The organism is Mycobacterium sp. 48b, assembly GCF_048282725.1.
Lineage (GTDB): Bacteria > Actinomycetota > Actinomycetes > Mycobacteriales > Mycobacteriaceae > Mycobacterium.
Genome location: NZ_JBLVUL010000001.1, coordinates 7,127,025 through 7,144,527, shown reverse-complemented (window position 1 = coordinate 7,144,527; position 17,503 = coordinate 7,127,025). Strand labels below are relative to the sequence as shown.

Annotated in this window: 14 protein-coding genes; 6 read left to right on the top strand and 8 right to left on the bottom strand. The window is 61.9% G+C overall.

The features are described from left to right. Positions 1-60 precede the first annotated feature (60 nt). Both ACNQR1_RS34915 and ACNQR1_RS34910 read left to right on the top strand, forming a co-directional pair. Positions 61-981: an enoyl-CoA hydratase gene (locus tag ACNQR1_RS34915; RefSeq protein ID WP_418050058.1), complete on the top strand. Its 921-nt coding sequence runs from the start codon at positions 61-63 to the stop codon at positions 979-981. Continuing rightward, complete coding sequence (locus ACNQR1_RS34910; protein WP_418050057.1) at positions 971-1,783, top strand: SDR family NAD(P)-dependent oxidoreductase; 813 nt, start codon at positions 971-973, stop codon at positions 1,781-1,783. Before ACNQR1_RS34915 ends, ACNQR1_RS34910 begins: the two co-directional genes overlap by 11 nt. Before the next feature lie 105 nt (positions 1,784-1,888). Here ACNQR1_RS34910 and ACNQR1_RS34905 read toward each other — a convergent pair whose 3' ends face one another. The 7 genes from ACNQR1_RS34905 to ACNQR1_RS34875 form a co-directional block, all read right to left on the bottom strand. Next, positions 1,889-4,351 (bottom strand): CaiB/BaiF CoA transferase family protein, encoded by a 2,463-nt coding sequence (locus ACNQR1_RS34905; RefSeq protein ID WP_418050056.1) that lies wholly within the window; start codon positions 4,349-4,351, stop codon positions 1,889-1,891. Between the two features lie 243 nt (positions 4,352-4,594). After that, positions 4,595-6,316 carry a flavin-containing monooxygenase gene (locus ACNQR1_RS34900; protein WP_418050055.1) on the bottom strand — a complete coding sequence of 574 codons (1,722 nt, stop codon included), beginning with the start codon at positions 6,314-6,316 and terminating at the stop codon, positions 4,595-4,597. 127 nt (positions 6,317-6,443) lie between these two features. Beyond that, positions 6,444-8,147: a class I adenylate-forming enzyme family protein gene (locus tag ACNQR1_RS34895; protein ID WP_418050054.1), complete on the bottom strand. Its 1,704-nt coding sequence runs from the start codon at positions 8,145-8,147 to the stop codon at positions 6,444-6,446. Between the two features lie 98 nt (positions 8,148-8,245). After that, positions 8,246-9,400 (bottom strand): acyl-CoA dehydrogenase family protein, encoded by a 1,155-nt coding sequence (locus ACNQR1_RS34890; RefSeq protein WP_418050053.1) that lies wholly within the window; start codon positions 9,398-9,400, stop codon positions 8,246-8,248. Positions 9,401-9,466: 66 nt separating this feature from the next. Then, positions 9,467-10,279, bottom strand: coding sequence for an HpcH/HpaI aldolase/citrate lyase family protein (locus ACNQR1_RS34885; protein ID WP_418050052.1), 813 nt, complete (start codon positions 10,277-10,279; stop codon positions 9,467-9,469). Next, positions 10,276-11,151 (bottom strand): MaoC/PaaZ C-terminal domain-containing protein, encoded by an 876-nt coding sequence (locus ACNQR1_RS34880; protein ID WP_418050051.1) that lies wholly within the window; start codon positions 11,149-11,151, stop codon positions 10,276-10,278. Before ACNQR1_RS34880 ends, ACNQR1_RS34885 begins: the two co-directional genes overlap by 4 nt. Positions 11,152-11,153: 2 nt before the next feature. Next, positions 11,154-12,320, bottom strand: a complete 1,167-nt coding sequence (locus ACNQR1_RS34875; protein WP_418050050.1) for a CaiB/BaiF CoA transferase family protein — start codon at positions 12,318-12,320, stop codon at positions 11,154-11,156. A 117-nt stretch (positions 12,321-12,437) separates the two neighbouring features. On the opposite strand from ACNQR1_RS34875, the gene ACNQR1_RS34870 reads away from it, so the two are divergent. After that, the gene (locus tag ACNQR1_RS34870) at positions 12,438-12,968 is read left to right on the top strand and encodes an HtaA domain-containing protein (protein ID WP_418050049.1); all 531 of its coding nucleotides are present in this window, start codon (positions 12,438-12,440) and stop codon (positions 12,966-12,968) included. A 2-nt stretch (positions 12,969-12,970) separates the two neighbouring features. Here ACNQR1_RS34870 and ACNQR1_RS34865 read toward each other — a convergent pair whose 3' ends face one another. After that, positions 12,971-14,179 carry a cytochrome P450 gene (locus ACNQR1_RS34865; protein ID WP_418050048.1) on the bottom strand — a complete coding sequence of 403 codons (1,209 nt, stop codon included), beginning with the start codon at positions 14,177-14,179 and terminating at the stop codon, positions 12,971-12,973. 257 nt (positions 14,180-14,436) lie between these two features. Here ACNQR1_RS34865 and ACNQR1_RS34860 point away from each other — a divergent pair, with 257 nt between their 5' ends. The 3 genes from ACNQR1_RS34860 to ACNQR1_RS34850 are packed head-to-tail and all read left to right on the top strand — an operon-like array spanning position 14,437 to position 17,503. Continuing rightward, the gene (locus tag ACNQR1_RS34860; RefSeq protein WP_418050047.1) at positions 14,437-15,906 is read left to right on the top strand and encodes a carboxylesterase/lipase family protein; all 1,470 of its coding nucleotides are present in this window, start codon (positions 14,437-14,439) and stop codon (positions 15,904-15,906) included. Further along, positions 15,906-16,964 carry an NADP-dependent oxidoreductase gene (locus ACNQR1_RS34855; RefSeq protein WP_418050046.1) on the top strand — a complete coding sequence of 353 codons (1,059 nt, stop codon included), beginning with the start codon at positions 15,906-15,908 and terminating at the stop codon, positions 16,962-16,964. The genes ACNQR1_RS34860 and ACNQR1_RS34855 overlap by 1 nt, the downstream gene beginning before the upstream one ends. Further along, the gene (locus tag ACNQR1_RS34850; protein WP_418050045.1) at positions 16,964-17,503 is read left to right on the top strand and encodes a nuclear transport factor 2 family protein; all 540 of its coding nucleotides are present in this window, start codon (positions 16,964-16,966) and stop codon (positions 17,501-17,503) included. The genes ACNQR1_RS34855 and ACNQR1_RS34850 overlap by 1 nt, the downstream gene beginning before the upstream one ends.

The window sequence follows — 17,503 nt, the reverse complement described above, 5'->3', positions numbered from 1 at the left end:
CCAAGGCATCCCCGGATCTGAGAATTCGGCCTGATCCGGCGGCCCCATAAGGAGACCGGCATGAGCGATTACGATTACATCACTTACGAGACCTTGGACGATGGACTTATCGCCCGGATCACCCTCGATCGGCCCCGGTATCGAAATGCTCAATCCAGAAGCCTCCTTGTCGAACTGGACGCCGCGCTCCTGCGTGCCGAGGCAGACGACGATGTCCGCGTGGTCATTCTCGCGGGCGCAGGAGCGGTGTTCTCCTCGGGCCACGATCTCGGAACCCCTGATCGTCGCGCTGAACGCGAACCGGGACCGGGCCAACACCCGACATTCCGGGCTGACGGGGGAACCCGGCTTGCCGCAGAGAAACGCATGCTGCAGGAATGGCACTACTACTACCAGAACTCGCTGCGCTGGCGCGATCTTCGTAAGATCACTGTCGCTCAGGTTCAGGGCGAGGTGATCGCCGCCGGTCTCACTCTCGCTTGGGCCTGCGACTTGATCGTAGGAGCCGAAGGCACCTCCTTCGTCGACCCTGTCGGCACTCGGCTCGGCATGTGTGGCGTCGAGTATTTCGCTCACCCATGGGAGTTCGGAGCGCGCCGTACCAAGGAACTGATGTTGACCGGCGGCTCGGTCGGCATCGAAGAAGCGCATCGTCTCGGTATGGTGAGCCAGATCTTTGCCGCCGACGAACTCGCCGAGCGCACTCACGAATACGCCCGCGAACTGGCCAAGCGCCCGACCATGACAGCGCTGCTGATCAAAGAATCTGTCAACCAGACCCAGGACATCCAAGGCTTCCGTAACGCTCTGCAGGCAGCGTTCTCGATTCATCAGATCAACCATGCGCACTGGGCCGAGGTACACGACGGCGAGGTCGCGCACGCGCTGGAAAGTGACGGCGCGATTCCCTGGGGCCGCCGACAGGGACCTGCTGTGACATCCGCGGCAGTCGACACGAAGGAAGAGCAAAATGCCAACTGAGCCCGATGCCAACGTCATTCCCGACTACGCGTCGCTGATGCGGCTCAATGATCAGGTCCATGTCGTGCTCGGGGCCGGACAGGGGATCGGGCACCAGACTGCCCATGCCCTGGCGGCATTCGGCGCCACCGTCGTCTGTGTCGACCGCGACGGGGAGCGAGCAGGGCAGGTGGCCGCCGAGGTCGGGGGAACTGCCCTGGTCGCCGAGATCACTGAGCGGGACTCCGTGACCGCCCTGTTCAACCAGGTGGAGAACGATTTCGGCCGGCTAGATGGCGTCGCTGACATCGTGGGCCTCGCTCGCTACAAGCCGATGGTCGAACTCACCGACGACGACTGGACGTTCCATTTCGACATCGTGCTCAAGCACGCCGTCCTGGCCTTGGAGAACGCCGCCCGGATTTGGGAGCGGACAGGTACCGGCGGATCGATCGCATTCGTGGCATCCGTTGCAGGCCTGCAGAGTTCACCGAACCTGGCGGCATACGGCGCCATGAAGTCTGCCCTGATGTCCCTGGTACGGACCGCCGCCGTTGAACTCGGACCACTGGGAGTCCGTGTCAACGCCGTTGCTCCGGGCACCGTACGTACCCCTCGCGCACAAGCGAATCCCAAGTGGACGCAAGACCTTCTGGATGCCAACATCAAGAAGACCCCGACGGGCAGGCTGTCCTACCCGGCCGATGTGGCGTCCGCGCTGCTGTACTTGCTGTCACCGTTGTCGCGGCAGGTGACGGGGACGTCATTGGTGGTCGACGGCGGCAACATGATCTTGTTCAACGTGGACACACCGACGCCGTAGTGCCGCGGGAAGCCGGCGTCAGACGCCGGCTTCCCGCTGTCGGCACAAAAGGGGGCGTAGGTTGCATCTGCAACCTACGCCCCCTTTTTACGCTGGGCGCACGGCTCAGCTATACCTCACACCGTCGTGGCTGAGCGACTTGACGATCTCGGCAGTGTTCTCGCCAGGGCTCGGGGCATTCAACGACGACGCAATACGAGAGCTGGAGAATTTCAGAGCGGAATTTGCCACCTCGATGCCGCCGGGCACACCGGCATCGGTCAGGGTGACTGCCATCGTCCTCGCGATCGCCTGCGGGTGACGGAATGCATCACCGATTGTCAGCACGCTGGCACCGGGGAGTCTCATTCGGAAGTAAATGTCCTGCCACTCCTGGGCAGTCCGCTCAAGGAAGACTGGCCGCACATTGTCATAGAGGTCGACTTCGTTGTCTCGGCGCAGAGGTTCGGTTCGGAACCGCGGGTCGTTCTCCCATTCCGGATGCCCCGACGCCACACAGAAGTCGTGCCAGAACTGTGGCGTGATGCAGATGACGAACCATCCGCCTCCGGCGGTCGGGAAAGCGCCGAACGGGAGAGACCCGCTGCCTCCGCGGTAAGGCTCCGGCAGAAAACGCCGACCAACTGTGACCGCTTGCGGCACACGGTAGGACAACAGGGCGACCTGTGAGTCCAGCAGACTGACGTCGAGGGCGCTGCCTTCATCGGTGAGCAGCTGAAGGCGAATCGAGGCCAGGGTTCCGAGTGCCGCGAACATGGCACCGGTCAGCCCGCCGATCGGATTCCCCCAGCGCACCGGGGTATCAGGGGTCTGAGGATCGACGGTGATGCTCATTCCTCCGCCGAGCGCTTGAATTGCATTGTCGAAGGCGGGGAATGAACTCCACGGACCGGTGTGGCCGAAACCCGTGATCGACGTCGAGATAATTCGGGGATTGATCTCTCGCAGGCTGGCATTGTCGATGCCCAGTCGCTTGAGAACTCCCGGGCGATAGTTGTCCAACACCACATCGGCGCGATTGACGAGCGCCCTGAAGAGAGCTTTGCCGTCATCGGTCTTGAGGTCGGCGATCACACTGCGCTTGCCGCGGTTCAAACCGGCGCGAAAGGACGCTTCACGCTGTTCGTTCGGATAGGGCTCGATGACCTGCCCGACTGGCCTGTCGACTCGAATGACGTCGGCACCGAGGTCTGCCAGCAACTGGGCGGCGAAACACTTGCTGGGTTCGTCACCGTTGAGTTCGAGCACGCTCACCCCGGTCAGAGGCGCCTGGTCCACCTTGTTCGGCTCATCAGGTGTGACGAATCGTGAGTGCGGGCGCAGAGGCGCGACATCATCGATGCCGACCCCGGCGAAGACAACGCCACTCTTGTGGAGCGCCGAGATGTCTTCGTGCGCCATCCCGAGTAATTCCTGCAGCACCAAGTCGGTATCCGCGCCGATTGGGCTGGGCGCGCACCACGTGTCGGGTTGAGCAAACCCGAGCGGATCGCCTGCGACCGTGGCGCTTCGTCCCCCGGCGTCCTGGATTTCCACGGCCATTCCGCGCGCCAGAACCTGTGGGTGCTGGAACACTTCGGCGACGTCGGTTACCTTCCCGCAGACCACACCGGCATTCATCAGATCGCGCTGCCAGTCGTCGGCGGTGCGCTCCAGGAAGATCGTCTGCAAGAGTGCGATCAACTCCTCGCGATTGGCGTACCGCGCCGCTCCGGTACTGAACCGCTCGTCCTCAGCGAGTTCGGGCCGCTTGAACACCTCGCATGCGGACTTCCACATGCGCTGACTGATGCATGTGGCGATCCATCCTGTGCTGCACTGGAAATTGCCGAATGGGACTGTGCCCTGGCCACCTTCGAACGGTGCGGGAACTGGCTCCTCATCGAATGTGAGTGCCTGTGGGACACGGTAGGTGTTCAACGCCAGCATGACGTCGAGCATCGCCACGTCCACATGCTGCCCGGTTCCGGTGCGGTCACGGTGGATTGTGGCGGCCACGATGCCGATGGCCGTGAAGATTCCGGCGAACAGGTCGCCGATCGGGATGCCCCAGCGGACCGGCGATCCGGATGGTGACAGCCGGGTGTAATTCATGGTCCCACACATCGCCTGCACGATGGGGTCGTATGCGGGCATGCTCGCCCACGGCCCGTCCGCCCCGAAACCGGTCAGCGAACAGGTGATGATCGACGGGTTGTGAACTGCCAGTGAGTCCCGGTCGATCTTCAGGCGATGCGTTACACCAGGACGAAAGTTGTCGCATACGACGTCTGCTTCGGCGACCAAACGGTGGAAGATGTCCCGGCCGGCCTCGCTCTTCAGATCGATCGCGATGGACCGCTTGTTTCGGTTCAAACCCCAACTGAACGCTTCATCGGTGGCGATCTCTCCGGTTGGCGGGGTCGGCGGGTTTGCGGCATTGGGAACTGACTCGACACGTATGACCTCGGCACCGAGGTCTGCCAACAGGAGTGAGCCGAACGGGCCGGACACGACACGGCACAGGTCCAGAACTCGGAGGCCACGTAGAGGCGCAGCCTCACTTCGGGCAGAAAACGGTTCACCCATGTCAATCATGGTAGTCCTTACTATTGAACAAACACAACTGGATCATGCTTAAAGCAACATGGCTGTGATTGCCGGAACGAAGTGTGGCGGATTGCTGGTTCTGTCAGGGAAGCAACACTTTCCAACTCATCGCGAGGTCAGTTGGGGAGAACTGCAATCGAGTTTCAATCACCTTGCGTTCAGTGCGCGGGTGACGATCTTGTGGAGAAGAGTGCCAACAAGCGAATAACCGCCGGCGCAATCTCACTTGGTGATGATGAACCCCGGATATCCCGACTTCGCGAGGTCCTGCAACCGCTTGACGTATTCGGACAGCGCACCGACGTACGCGACGTACACGCGCTTGCGCGTCTTCGTGCTGGGGTCGTGATCGTCTTCGAGGTTGTCACCGAAGAAAATGGACTTGGCCGTGGCCATCAGGCCCCCGAGGGCGCGCTGCTGCACTTCCTCGGTCCATTCGGCCTCAGCCCGGGGATCTGCCTCCACCCGGGTGATGTGCTCATCGAAGATGTACTGGGTGAACTCAGCCATCCATTCTTGGACCTTCTCCGCGCATCGAGGCCCGTTGCCATGACCACCCTTGCCATGCGGACCACCCATGATGAACAGATTGGGAAATCCGGATACCTGAACCCCGAGGAAAGTGACAGGACCGTCGGCCCAAGTTTCAGCAAGCTTCTTTCCAGAGAGACCGGTGATGTCGATGCGCTTGAGAGCACCGGTAAATGCCTCGAATCCGGTGGCGTAGACGATCATGTCGACTTCGATGGTGCCCTGCGCCGTTCGAATGGCGGTCTCAGTGATCTCTTCGATCGGGTTGTCGCGGATCGAAATCAGATCGACATTATCGCGGTTGTACGTCTCGTAGTAGCCAGTCTCACAGGGGACCCGCTTGGAACCGAAGTAATGATCATTGGGAATCAGCAGCTCGGCGGTGCGCGGATCGTCGACCCGGCCGCGGATCTTCGCGCTCAGGAAATCCGACCATTTCTTGTTGGCTACCTCGTCGGTGGCGATGTCGTTTGGCAGCCCGATCCACTTGCTGAATCCGCGTCCGCGGTAGGCGGTCTCGAAACGTTCCTGCAGGGCGGCATCATCGTGGTCAGTGGTCGGCGTCGGGTCCCAATCGTGAAGGAAGCCACTGAAGGTGTTCTGCAGCCGGTCAAACATTTCCGGGTAGCCGGCTCGAATGGTGGCCATCTCGTCGGCGGAGATTGGTGCGTTGTTCAACGGCACGGCCCAGTTTGCGGTGCGCTGGAACACGGTGAGATGGCCTGCGGTCTTCCCGATTTCAGTGATCGCCTGGACTCCGGTGGAGCCAGTGCCGATGACGGCGACACGCTTGCCTGCGAAGCTGACTGCCTTGTCTCGCGGCCATAACCCGGTGTGGTACGACTCGCCCTGAAATCGATCGATTCCTGGAATCCGCGGGTATATCGGCGCTGACAGCACACCGGTGGCGGTGATGACGATGTGAGCAGTGCGTCGGGTTCCGTCCTCGGTGACTACTGCCCAGTCGTTGGTGTCCGGATCGAAGTCCATACTGGTTACGCGCGAGTCGAACTCGATGTCCTTCCGCAGGTCGTAGCGATCGGCGACCTCGTGGAAATAGCGTTCCAGCTCGGGCTGGCCGGCAAACTGCTCGCTCCAGTCCCACTCTGCCAGTAAATCTTTGGTAAAGGCGTACTGATAGCTATAGGTCTCGGAGTCCAGTCTGGCGCCGGGGTATCGATTCCAGTACCAGGTGCCACCGACATCACTGCCGGCTTCGAGTACCCGAACGGAGAGACCCGCTCCGCGTAAGAGGTGTAACTGGTACATGCCCGAGATGCCGGAGCCGATGATGATGACGTCGAAATGACCGGTCGCGGGCGACGATTCGGGTGTCGTGGCGTCAAGTTCTACTTGGGTCATTGCTTTGATCATCCTTTGGTCTGGGACGGGAGCAGCACCGACCGGAGCCAAACTGAGAGCAGTTCGCGTACCGGGCAGCGCGAGCGAGTCGTCTCCCTTTCTGACTGTAACATTATTAAAGTGAATAGCACCACCATTAAGGGGTCAGCGCTTCCTTCGATTGAGTGGCCGACGGTGGTCAATTGGCAGTCAGTGGATCGACGAGCCACTGCAAGCCCAGGTCTGTCACGAGATCCCGCTTGATGACCTTGCCGCTGGGGGTGCGGGGGAGCGGTTTGTCGACCAGGGCGATTCGGACCGGCACCTTGAACGAGGCCAGATAGTCGGCTGCGAAAGTCTGCAGATCAGCTGCCGTGACCGATCCGCCCTCGCCGGTGACCGACGCGACCGCGACAATTTCCTCGCCCAGGCTCGGGTGAGGAGCACCGAACGCTGCCGCCTCTGCCACGTGCGGATGCAGTTCCAGCGCGTTCTCGACCTCCCGGCACGAGATGTTTTCACCGCCTCTGATGACTACGTCCTTGATACGACCGACGAGATAGATGAACCCGTCGTCGTCCCGGCGCCCGAGGTCCCCAGTGAGAAACCATCCATCCTGGAAACTGTCGCCGGAAACGCCGCCTTGGTAGCCGTCGATCACCTGGGGCCCGCGCACCGCGACCTGTCCCTCTTGGCCGGGGCGTACCGGGGAGAGGTCAGGTCCGAGGATGGCGATGTCGACGGTCGGCAACGCCCGACCGACGCTGGTCGGGCGTTTGCGCAGATCATCGCCTGAGATGGCGACGATCCCCGACGTCGTCTCGGTCATCCCGTAGCCGGTGCGCGGCGTTACTCTGCCGCCGAAGACATCGTCGATTGCCGCGATCAACTGGCGCGGGGCGGCACCGCCTCCCATACCGAGTGACCGCAAGGTCCGCAGATTCCTGTCTGTCTTCGTGGCCTCGGCGAGGAAGGTCTGAACAACGAAGGGTGCCCCCGATATCTCAGTGACGCCTTCGGCCTCGACGAGACGTGCGGCCTCCTCTGCCCCCCACTTGTACATCAGGACCAGCGTCTGCCCTGAGTACAAGGTGTTGTAGAGGGTATTGATACCCGCGATGTGGAAGAAGGGGAAAGTCACCAATTTGCATGCTGGGGGAGGCGGCGAGACCAACGGCCTGTCGCTGCCCTCGGGAACCTCAACCTGGACTGCGCGGATGAGCTTGTTCAGCAGAGAGGCGGAATGGTTGCGGTGGCTGTGCACAGCCGCCTTGGGGCGAGCGGTTGTGCCAGAGGTGAACAGAATCGTTGCCGGGTCATCGGGTAGCACGACAACGTCGGGGACAACCGGTGCTGCGGTGCGATCTCCGTTGACCAGTGCCTCGTAGTCGTCGACACCGTCTGGTGTAGTACTGCAGCGAACGCCGACGACCGGTGCGCTGACGGCTCCGTGGACGAATTGTGCTCGTGTTTCGTCGGCGAACAAGACTTTCAGGGCCGCCTCTTCGAGCAGCTCGGTCAGTTCATGTGGTTTGAGCCAGGCGTTCAGCGGCACCGCAACGGCTCCGAGCAGCTGACTTGCCGCGAGGACGAAGACAAACTCGGGATAATTGCGCATGGCGATCCCGACCCGATCACCTTTGGCGATGCCATATTTGTTGGTGAGCAGGTCGGCAACGCGCGCTGTCTCTGCTGCGACGTCTTCGAAGGTCCATCGGTTGTCCTGATATACCAGCGCCACGCGGTCGCCGAACTGTGCCAGGGCCAGGAATGCGTCTCGGAGTGTGTACGGTTCGCGGTCGAACACTGCGATGTCGCGGCCGGCATGTCGGTGCGGGCGCAAGGGGAACGTGCCTTGCGGACCGGTGAGCAGTGCCAGACGTTGTTCGTCACCAAGTGCCATGCGTCGACCTTCCGAATTCTGATTGCTGCATTTGTTGTACGGGATTCGCGCTGACAGATCGTCGTGATCCGTCTACCTGGTTACCAAGGCTGCGGGACTCAGACGTCGATCCCACCGCGCTTGACGAGTTGTTTGGCGATAACGCCCTTCTGAATCTCGTTGGTCCCCTCGCCGACGATCATCAACGGCGCATCGCGGAAGTAGCGTTCGACGTCATACTCGGTCGAGTATCCGTAGCCACCGTGCACCCGAACGGCGTCGAGCGCAATGTCCATGGCTGCTTCCGAGGCGAACAATTTGGCCATACCGGCCTCCATGTCGCACCTTTCACCGGAATCGAATTTCTCTGCGGCACTGAGCAATAGGGCGCGAGCAGCGGAGAGTTTGGTACCCATGTCGGCGAGCATGTTGCCTACGGACTGGTGCTGCCAGATCTGCTTGCCGAAGGACTCGCGGTCCTGCGCGTACTGCAGGGCGTCATCGAACGCCGCTCGGGCGACTCCCGTGGCGCGCGCGGCGACCTGCAGCCGACCTACCTCCAGGCCCTTCATCATCTGCGCGAAGCCGACACCTTCGACGGTGCCCAGCAGTGCGTCGGCGTGGACCCGGCAGTCGGTGAAATTGAGTTCACAACTCTCGACTCCCTTGTAGCCGAGTTTTGGGAGGTCCTTCGAGATGGTGAAGCCGGGAACCTTTTCGACCAGCAGGATCGACACTCCCTTGTGAGCCGGCTGCGCGTCGGGATCGGTCTTACACAACAGTGCGATCAGATCCGAACGTCGGGCATTGGAGATCCAGGTCTTGCTTCCGTTGATGATGTAGCCGTCCGCGTCGGAACGCGCCACCGTGCGCATTGCCTGCAGATCCGATCCGCCGCCAGGCTCGGTCAGCGCCATGGTTGCCCGCAGCTCACCGGTGGCCATACGCGGCAGATATTTCTGCTTCTGTTCCTCCGTGCCGAACAGCAGGAGCAACTTGGAGACGACGGTGTGCCCGCCCATCGCTCCCGCCAGGCTCATCCAGCCGCGCGCCAGCTCTTCGGCGACCTGGACATAGCAGGGCATCGACACTGCGCCGAAACCGTATGGCTCGGGAATTGACAGGCCAAAGATGCCGATCGATTTCATCGTCTCGATCAGTTCTTCGGGGTAGGTATTGCTGTGCTCAAGATCCCGCGCCGCGGGACGCACCTGCTTGTCGACGAAATCACGGACCGTCTTGACGATCGCTTGCTCTTCAGCGGAAATTGTCACTGCTCTCCTCGGTCCGTTCGCGGCTCGTGTGGGGTAATGCGCTGACGTGCTTGCCTATTGGAGGAATCACTTGCGTTGTGCATCTGCGAGGATCCGGCGCGCCCTCGCTAGAACGGGCGCATCAACCATGTGACCATCGACAGACGTGGCCGCTTCGTCCGAAGCTGTTCCGGCGAGAATGCGTCGCGCCCAGTCGACATCAGCGGTGTTGGGCGCCAGACTGTTGTGCACCACGCCTACCTGCGACGGGTGGATGCACAGCTTGGCGGTCAATCCCAGCCGGCGGCCATGTTCAACGTCTTGACGGAGCACCGATTCGTCGTTGAGAGCCGTCGTGACCCCGTCGATCGGACCGGCCAATTCCGCCGCCGCCGAGGCCACAACCAGGGAACTCCTCGCCGCCAGCAGCGCCTCACGATCGGTTGGATCGATCCCGAGCTCGGCCGCGAAGTCGATACTGCCGAAGGCCAATCGGCTGACGCCCGGAACGTCGGCAAGCGCGCGAGCATTGAGCACTCCGACGGCGGTCTCGACCAGGGCGACGATTTCGATATCCCGGTCGTCGGTGAGGGTGGCGAGAATGTCAGGATTCTCGGCTTTGGGCACCATCATCGATGCACCCAGCGTTGTCACCATCGCCAGATCCTCTTCGTACCAACTGGTTCCGTATCCGTTGATGCGAACCATCGCGGTGTTGCCAGCCGCGAGCCAGTCGGCGGCGTGGGCCCGGGCGGCGTTCTTTTCATTCGGGCCGACGGCGTCTTCGAGATCGATGACCACCACGTCGGCCCCGGCTCCAGTTGCCTTGGCGAAGCGTTCAGGGCGGTTGCCGGGCACGAAAAGCAGTGAGCGAGCCAGGGCGATCAGGTTGGTTGTCATCGGTATGTGACCGTGGCTGTGGCGTGCTGTACGCCGTCACCGGTAGCGACCGCCAACACGGCGGCACCCTCGGTCGAGGTCCCCTGGACGGCGAAAGGATCTCCGAGGAACACAGGTTTACGAAGACGGAATTCGAAACGGTCTACCGACGCTTCGACACCGTTCGTCCGCAGCAAGCCGGCCATGTAGATCGCAAGAAGCGGCCCGTGCACAACGAGATCGGGAAACCCCTCCGTCCCAGTGGCGTAGCGGTGGTCGTAGTGGATGCGGTGGGTGTTGTGTGTCAGTGCGCTGAACCGGAACAACAGCGCTGGGTCGACGTGTGGCCGGAGCTGCCACGGAGCGTCGGGCACGTCGAGGTTTTCGCTCGCGCGTTCGAAGGTGGTGGAGTTTCCGGCGTCGCTGCGATAGACCAGGTCCCGCTCCTCGATGAGCACGGTCTGGCCTGACTGAAGGAACGTTTGACGGACGGTCACGAACAGCATTTCGCCGGTGCGTCCCTGCTTCACGACTGCTGAAACGAGTTCAGAACGCCGCTGTGTCAGTTCGCCGAGGAGCATCGGCGCGACAACGGTGACGCGCCCGCCGGCGAACATACGACGCCGATTCGGCATCGGAGGCATGAACCGGCCGGCCTCGGGATGACCGTCCTCGCCGAGCCGGGCTGTGGGAGGCCAATCAGCGAAATAGATCCAGTGCCACAGGAGTGGGAGCGGGACACCGGCGGAGAATGCATCGCGGAGATCCAGGGTCGCGGCGAGCCGTTGAGCTTGCCCCGGGGCGAGATTGTCGGTGATGGACACCGGGTTGGGGCGCCAGTCAGCGACCAAAGCCTCTAACGGAACGTGAGACTCTGCGATTTCGACGGCCAATGTCAACTCCTCTGCTTTGCGGGGACCGAGGCCGGCGCGTAACCGAGTTCCGCCAACACGGCCTCCGTGTGTTGTCCCAGTGCGGGCACCGGTCCCATCATCGGCTCGACTCCGAAGTCGATGGGGGGCAACAATGCTCGTATCGGGCCTCTCTCGGTGTCGACCTGACGCCATCGGTCTCTGGCTGCCAACACCGGGTGATCTAGAAACTCGGCGACGGTATTTACTCCCGCAAACGCGATCCGGACCTCCTTGAGGTCGTGCTCAAGGTCCGCGCTGCTGCGCGTGGCGAACACTGACGAAACCGCATCGTTCAGTTCGTCGCGGTGGGCGACGCGTGCGGTGTTGGACGAGAATCTCGGATCGTCGGCGAGGTCGGAACGCCGCAACACGTCACTGCACAGTCGGCGCCACTCTGGCTCGTTTTGAATGGCGAAGAGGATGGTGTGACCGTCGGCAGCGACGTATGGACCATAGGGTGCGATGGTCGCGTGTTGGGCGCCGAAGCGGCCGGGTTGGCGGCCGGCGCCGGCGGTGTAATGCGCGGGTTGGCCAACCCATTCTGCCAGCGCTTCGAACAGCGAAACTTCGATCGTCGCGCCCTGTCCGTTGGCTTCGCGACGGTACAACGCAGCAAGCGTGGCGCTGAACGCATACATCCCTGCGGCGATGTCAGCGATTGACACGCCCACCTTTGCCACCTCGTCCGGGGTTCCGGTCAACGACACCAAGCCGGTCTCGCACTGGACCAGCAGGTCGTAGGCCTTGCGGTCAGCCCATGGCCCGCTGCTACCCCAACCTGTTATCCCGACGACGATCTTGCTCGGATCGTTATCGCGTATCGCGTTGGCAGACAACCCGAGTCGATCTGCCGCGCCGGGGCCAAGGTTCTGTACAACAACGTCGGATCGTCGGACAAGTTCGTGCAATTGCGCGTGCCCCTGAGCCGACTTCAGGTCAAGTGCCACCGATTCCTTGGATCGATTCAGCCATACGAAATAGCTTGAGAGACCGTTGACCGACTCGTCGTACTGTCTGGCGAAGTCTCCGGTAACCGGCCGTTCGATCTTGATCACCCGGGCACCGAGATCGGCCAGCTGGCGTGTGGCGAAAGGGGCGGCGACGGCGTGTTCCAGAGACAGCACGGTCACACCCGTGAGTGGGAGCAATGTTCCTCCATTAGGTGTTCCTAATCGCGCAGATTACGCTCTAATGATCAAAGTACACAACTTGCAGGATTATTGCTGTGCCGTGCCCGTCGTGCCGGAACAAGATCGAGGAAGGTGATGATGCGGCCCGTCGAGAGCGTTTCACCGACTCACGAAGCTCACCCGCTCATTGCAGCGAGCGGGTCCGGCCACGTCGTCCCCGGCCTGTACTGGGGCATCAAGAGAAGCTTTGTGTCGTACGTTGCGCGGATGCCAGACGGACGGGCGACCGCTGGTTTGGGGGCCCAACCGCTGCCTAATGGAGATTTTCTGTTCCTGCCGGACACCACGCATGACTCAGACGAGTTCCGGTTTCGCGGCGATGTGCGCTTCTCAGGGCATATGGGCATGTTGTGGGTTCGCATCGCCGATCCGTGGATCGACGTTGAAACAAACCAGGGTGAACTGTCGATCGCCTCGCCGGCCGATAGCGAATCTCGGCTCCGGCTCGCCTCTGTCACATTCGATGACCACATCGATGACCGTGGACACGTCGTACTGCATGCTTCGGTAGTTCGGTTGCTCGGTGAGTCCCTATCGATCTTCAATGATGTGTACGAGGAAGGTCAGCTGTTGGAACCGTTGACCGTGGTCCTGCGACACGGCTGATATCAGCCGTGTGTGGTCTTGCGCGCTGGAACACGTTCGTGGGTATATCCGGTGCCCATTGCGTCTGAAGTCTTGACCCGATCCTCGATGATCTCGTATCCGGGAAACGTGCCGAGCACCTCTTCTACTTCGATGCGAAGCATCAATCGTGCCAAATGGAATCCCAGGCAGCGATGGACGCCCCAGCCGAAGGTCAATGTACGAGAGTTGTTACGACTGAAGTCAACTTGGCGCGGGTCAGCGTACTTGCGGGGGTCGTTGTTCGCCGCGGCGATGAGCATCAGCACAGAATCGCCCTCGTCCATCTGCTCCCCGTGTAGATCAACAGGCTTCGTTACTGTTCGGGCGAAGCCCGTGGCCGGCGGATAGATACGGATCAACTCATCGACGGCACCCGGGATCAGCGAGGGATTCTCAATGAGCTGCTGACGTTGATCGTGGTGGCGCCCGAGATGGGCGAAGATCGCTGCCGCACCAGCGTTCGTGGTGTGAAATCCCGCGAGCAGCAGCAGCATCGTCGTGTCGATGAGTTCATCGTCGGTGTAGCGGTGGCCGTCCTCCAATGTGCCTGTAGCCAACACCGTCATCAGGTCTTCGCTCGGCTCCGTTCGTCGATTCTCCGCCTCGGCGAGTATCTGCTGGTGCATCCATTCGGCGTCCCTGCGGATTTCGGCGAGCATGTCTGGATCGGTTGTGCCCTGATTCTCCATTCCGCGACGCATGGCCTCCAGGAACGTCAGTTGCCGTTCAGGTTCGAATCCGAGCAGGGTCAAGATCACGGTGCCGGGCACTCGTTCACTGAGGTCTTTGACGAAGTCGAACTCGTCTTGCGCGCGCATGTTCTCGACGAAACCGCGGATGATGCGGCGCACGTCGGGCTCCCATTGCTCGATCGATGCCTTGCTGAACCACGGGTTGAGCATGTGGCGGTGCATCGTGTGCAGGGGCGGATCGAGGGTAACCGGAATATGGTTACGGCCGAATGGCATCCGCGGCAATGCAACGCCGGAGGCTGACGAGAATGTTTCGAAATCGCGGTACCCGGTCGCCACGTCCTCATACCGAGTCAGTACCCAGAACCCGTCGTGCGCCGTTGACCAGTGCACGGCGGCTGTCTCGGTCAACGTCGCCAACGTGTTCACCGGGTCTCTGGCGAACTCGACTGAGTGATGATCGAAGGAGGTTATCGGTGTCGCGTCGGTCTTTGCCATGCTGCCAACCTCCTGGGGTGTGAAAGCTCTCGGCCGCGGGCCAGTCGAGTTGTGGTTACCACCCTGCTATATCGGGAGCCGGCATGTCATGAGAACAATTAGAATCGGTCGAATCGACAGATCTGTCGTCTCGACCGCGAGCCAGCAGTCTGCGGCTGGCCGACCTGTCATCATAGTAAGATTATTGCAACATGGGAAAGTGGTATCAAGGGTTACTGGTGACGTGGTGACCTTGGGGGCGACTAAGGAGAGCTTGAGTGGAGATCGCCACCGCACAGGGCCGGTATCGCGGAGTGGACTCGGGGGGTGTGTGGTCCTTCAAGGGCATCCCCTACGCGGCTGCCCCCGTGGGTGCCCGCCGCTTCGATGCACCTCAGCCGCCACCCGTGCACGACGGCCTCCGCGATGCTGTCGCTTACGGTGCGACAGCGGACGCGCCTCCGCAGCGATCCGCCACCGTTGAGCGACTGTTGCCCGACCCGGTCCGTGCCGGTGACAATCCGCTCAACCTCAACGTGTGGTCCCCGGATATCGGTGCCAGGCTGCCGGTGCTGGTCTGGATCCATGGCGGCGGTTTCGTCACCGGGACCGGATCGACCACCGTTTTTGACGGGACTGCTTTCGCGCGAAGCGGCATTGTGGTGGTCACCATCAACTACCGCCTTGGCGTTGAAGGCTTTCTCGATCTACCTGACGCACCATCCAATCGCGGGTTGCGTGACCAACTCGCCGCGCTTCGGTGGGTCAGAGAGAACATTTCGGCGTTCGGTGGTGACCCAGATTTGATCACTATCGCCGGACAGTCCGCAGGTGCCATGAGTGTCCTGACACTGACGTCGTCGCCGCATTCCAAAGGCCTGTTCAGAAGGGCAATTTCGCAGAGCGGTGACGGTCACCACGTTCACACTCCGGCGGCCGCTCGGATCTTTACCGCCGAGCTGTGTGCGCGCCTGGGAGTTCCCGAAACCACTGCAGGGATTGCGAGCGTCAACCGAGTCGATCTGCACCGCGTCACCAACGAAGTGATCGCGTTGGCCACCAGCGGCACCGACGAGCGTTTCCTCGATTACCGACGTCTGGCGTTCCAGCCGGTGATCGATGGCGACATGGTGCCCGATCATCCGGTCACCTGTGTGCTGGCCGGAGCATCGCGAGACGTGGAACTCCTGCTGGGGACAAATCGTGAGGAGTACGGCCTGTTTGTCGCGCCCACCGGTTTGGGCATGCACCTCACGCTGGAAAAGCTGCGCACTGGGATAGCGCGCTTGGTCGATGCACCTGATCGGATCATCGACCACTACCAGCGCGCGATGCCGACGGCCTCGGCTGCAGACTTGTTCGTGGCGATCCAGTCCGACTGGTTCTGCGTCGCGCCGACCATCGCCTTCGCCGACGCTCGGCTCGCGGCCGGTGCTGACTGCTACATGTACCAGTTCATCTGGCGCCCAGGAACTTTCGATGGGCACCTTGGCGCATGCCACACCTTGGAGATTCCATTCACGTTCGACACGCTTGACGACCCATGGGGAAGCGAGCTCCGGGGGAGCGATGCTCCGCACACACTGGCGCGCGAAATGCACCGCGCCTGGACGGACTTCATCGCCACCGGCCGACCTGGCTGGCAACCCTATGGAGCAGCGCGCGCCGTGCAACGATTCGACGTTCACAGTGATGTCGTCCTGGATCCGGAGCCGTTCCGGCGACACGCCTGGGCAGGCCTCGTCTGATGAGCCCGAGAGGAGGGACGTCCATGCTGAATACGCGAGTGGTGCTCAACGCACGGCCGCGCGGAGTTCCGGTCTTGACCGACTTCCTGGTCGAGCAGGCAGAGATGCCGGAGCCGGCCGAAGGCGAGGTACTTCTACGGAGCATTTACCTATCGCTGGATCCCTACATCCGGGGGCGTATCGGTGGTGGCGTGCTGGGGCGGGCACGACCCAAAGTCCCACTGGGCGGGGTGGTCGAAGGCGGCACGGTGGCTGAAGTCGTGCGCTCACGCCACCCCGCCTACCAGACAGGTGACATTGTGTTGGGCGCCATCGGGTGGCAGCAATATGGCGTGCAAGCGGGAGCGACGCTGAGCAAGATCGACCCTGCCGGTGCGCCGCTTTCGGCCTATCTCGGTGTGCTGGGGATGCCCGGTTTCACCGCCTACGTCGGTCTGAACGTGATCGGCCGCCCCCAACCGGGCGAAACGGTCGCTGTCGCCGCGGCATCCGGACCGGTGGGTTCCATGGTGGGGCAGTTGGCCAGGATCGCCGGAGCCCGGGTGGTGGGCATCGCCGGTGGTGCCGCCAAGCGAGAATGGTTGCAGCGGGCGGGATTCGACGCTGCAATCGACCATCGCAGTGACCATTTCGCCGATGAGTTGGCCGAAGCGACACCGCATGGGATCGACGTGTACTTCGAAAACGTCGGCGGTGCGGTGTTCAACGAGGTGCTTCCGAGACTCAATCCCCACGCCCGCGTTCCAGTCTGTGGTCTCGCCGCCCACTACAACGAAGAACCGATGCACGAGTCGGCTGGCTCGGTGGCTTTGCTGCCGGCGATCCTGTCAAAGTTCTTGCGCGTTCAAGGCTTCGCCTACCTCGACTACGTCGACACCCATGCAGACGAATTCCGCACTCGCGCTACGGAGTGGCTCGCCGACGGACGTATTCATTACCTGGAGGACGTCGAGGTAGGGATCGAAAACGCGCCGCGCGCCTTTGCCAGGCTCATGAGCGGTCGCAACTTCGGCAAGTCGCTCGTCCGCGTGACGCGCGACCCGACGGCCGCACAATGATGACCGAGGACGACCGCGTTTTCGCGGGCCGACTTCAACGGCTTCTGGACCGGCAGGACATCGCGGATTGCGTACACCGCTATTGCCGTGGCGTCGACAGGCTCGACGAGTCGATCGTCAGGTCGGCCTACCACCCAGACGCGATAGACGACCACGGAATCTTCCGCGGTACCGTCGACGAGTTCATCAAGTGGGCCTTTGCGTTTCATCGTGAGCGTCACCACGGTCACCAGCATTACGTGACCAACCATGCGGCGGAGATCGAAGGCGAGGTCGCGCGTAGCGAGACGTATTTCTTGATGGTCGCCCAGAACCGTCAGGGCACCGCAGTGACTCTGCATGGGGGCCGCTACATCGACCGGTTCGAGCGCCGACAAGGACACTGGCGCATCGCCCATCGGGTATCGATGGTCGAATGGGTAGGGGGTTTGCAAGCGCCTGACCTACCGAAGGTGGTGCGCACTCCCAACGGCATAATCGCCAGAGATCGTACCGATTCATCCTATGACGAAAGCTTCCTTCGTCCGGACACCCACTGA

What these genes read in the sequence shown, in the direction of transcription:
- ACNQR1_RS34915 (WP_418050058.1), top strand. Translation starts at nt 61, where the DNA reads ATGAGCGATTACGATTACATCACTTACGAGACCTTGGACGATGGACTT.
- ACNQR1_RS34910 (WP_418050057.1), top strand. Translation starts at nt 971, where the DNA reads ATGCCAACTGAGCCCGATGCCAACGTCATTCCCGACTACGCGTCGCTG.
- ACNQR1_RS34905 (WP_418050056.1), bottom strand. Translation starts at nt 4,351, where the DNA reads ATGGGTGAACCGTTTTCTGCCCGAAGTGAGGCTGCGCCTCTACGTGGC.
- ACNQR1_RS34895 (WP_418050054.1), bottom strand. Translation starts at nt 8,147, where the DNA reads ATGGCACTTGGTGACGAACAACGTCTGGCACTGCTCACCGGTCCGCAA.
- ACNQR1_RS34885 (WP_418050052.1), bottom strand. Translation starts at nt 10,279, where the DNA reads ATGACAACCAACCTGATCGCCCTGGCTCGCTCACTGCTTTTCGTGCCC.
- ACNQR1_RS34870 (WP_418050049.1), top strand. Translation starts at nt 12,438, where the DNA reads ATGATGCGGCCCGTCGAGAGCGTTTCACCGACTCACGAAGCTCACCCG.
- ACNQR1_RS34865 (WP_418050048.1), bottom strand. Translation starts at nt 14,179, where the DNA reads ATGGCAAAGACCGACGCGACACCGATAACCTCCTTCGATCATCACTCA.
- ACNQR1_RS34855 (WP_418050046.1), top strand. Translation starts at nt 15,906, where the DNA reads ATGAGCCCGAGAGGAGGGACGTCCATGCTGAATACGCGAGTGGTGCTC.
- ACNQR1_RS34850 (WP_418050045.1), top strand. Translation starts at nt 16,964, where the DNA reads ATGACCGAGGACGACCGCGTTTTCGCGGGCCGACTTCAACGGCTTCTG.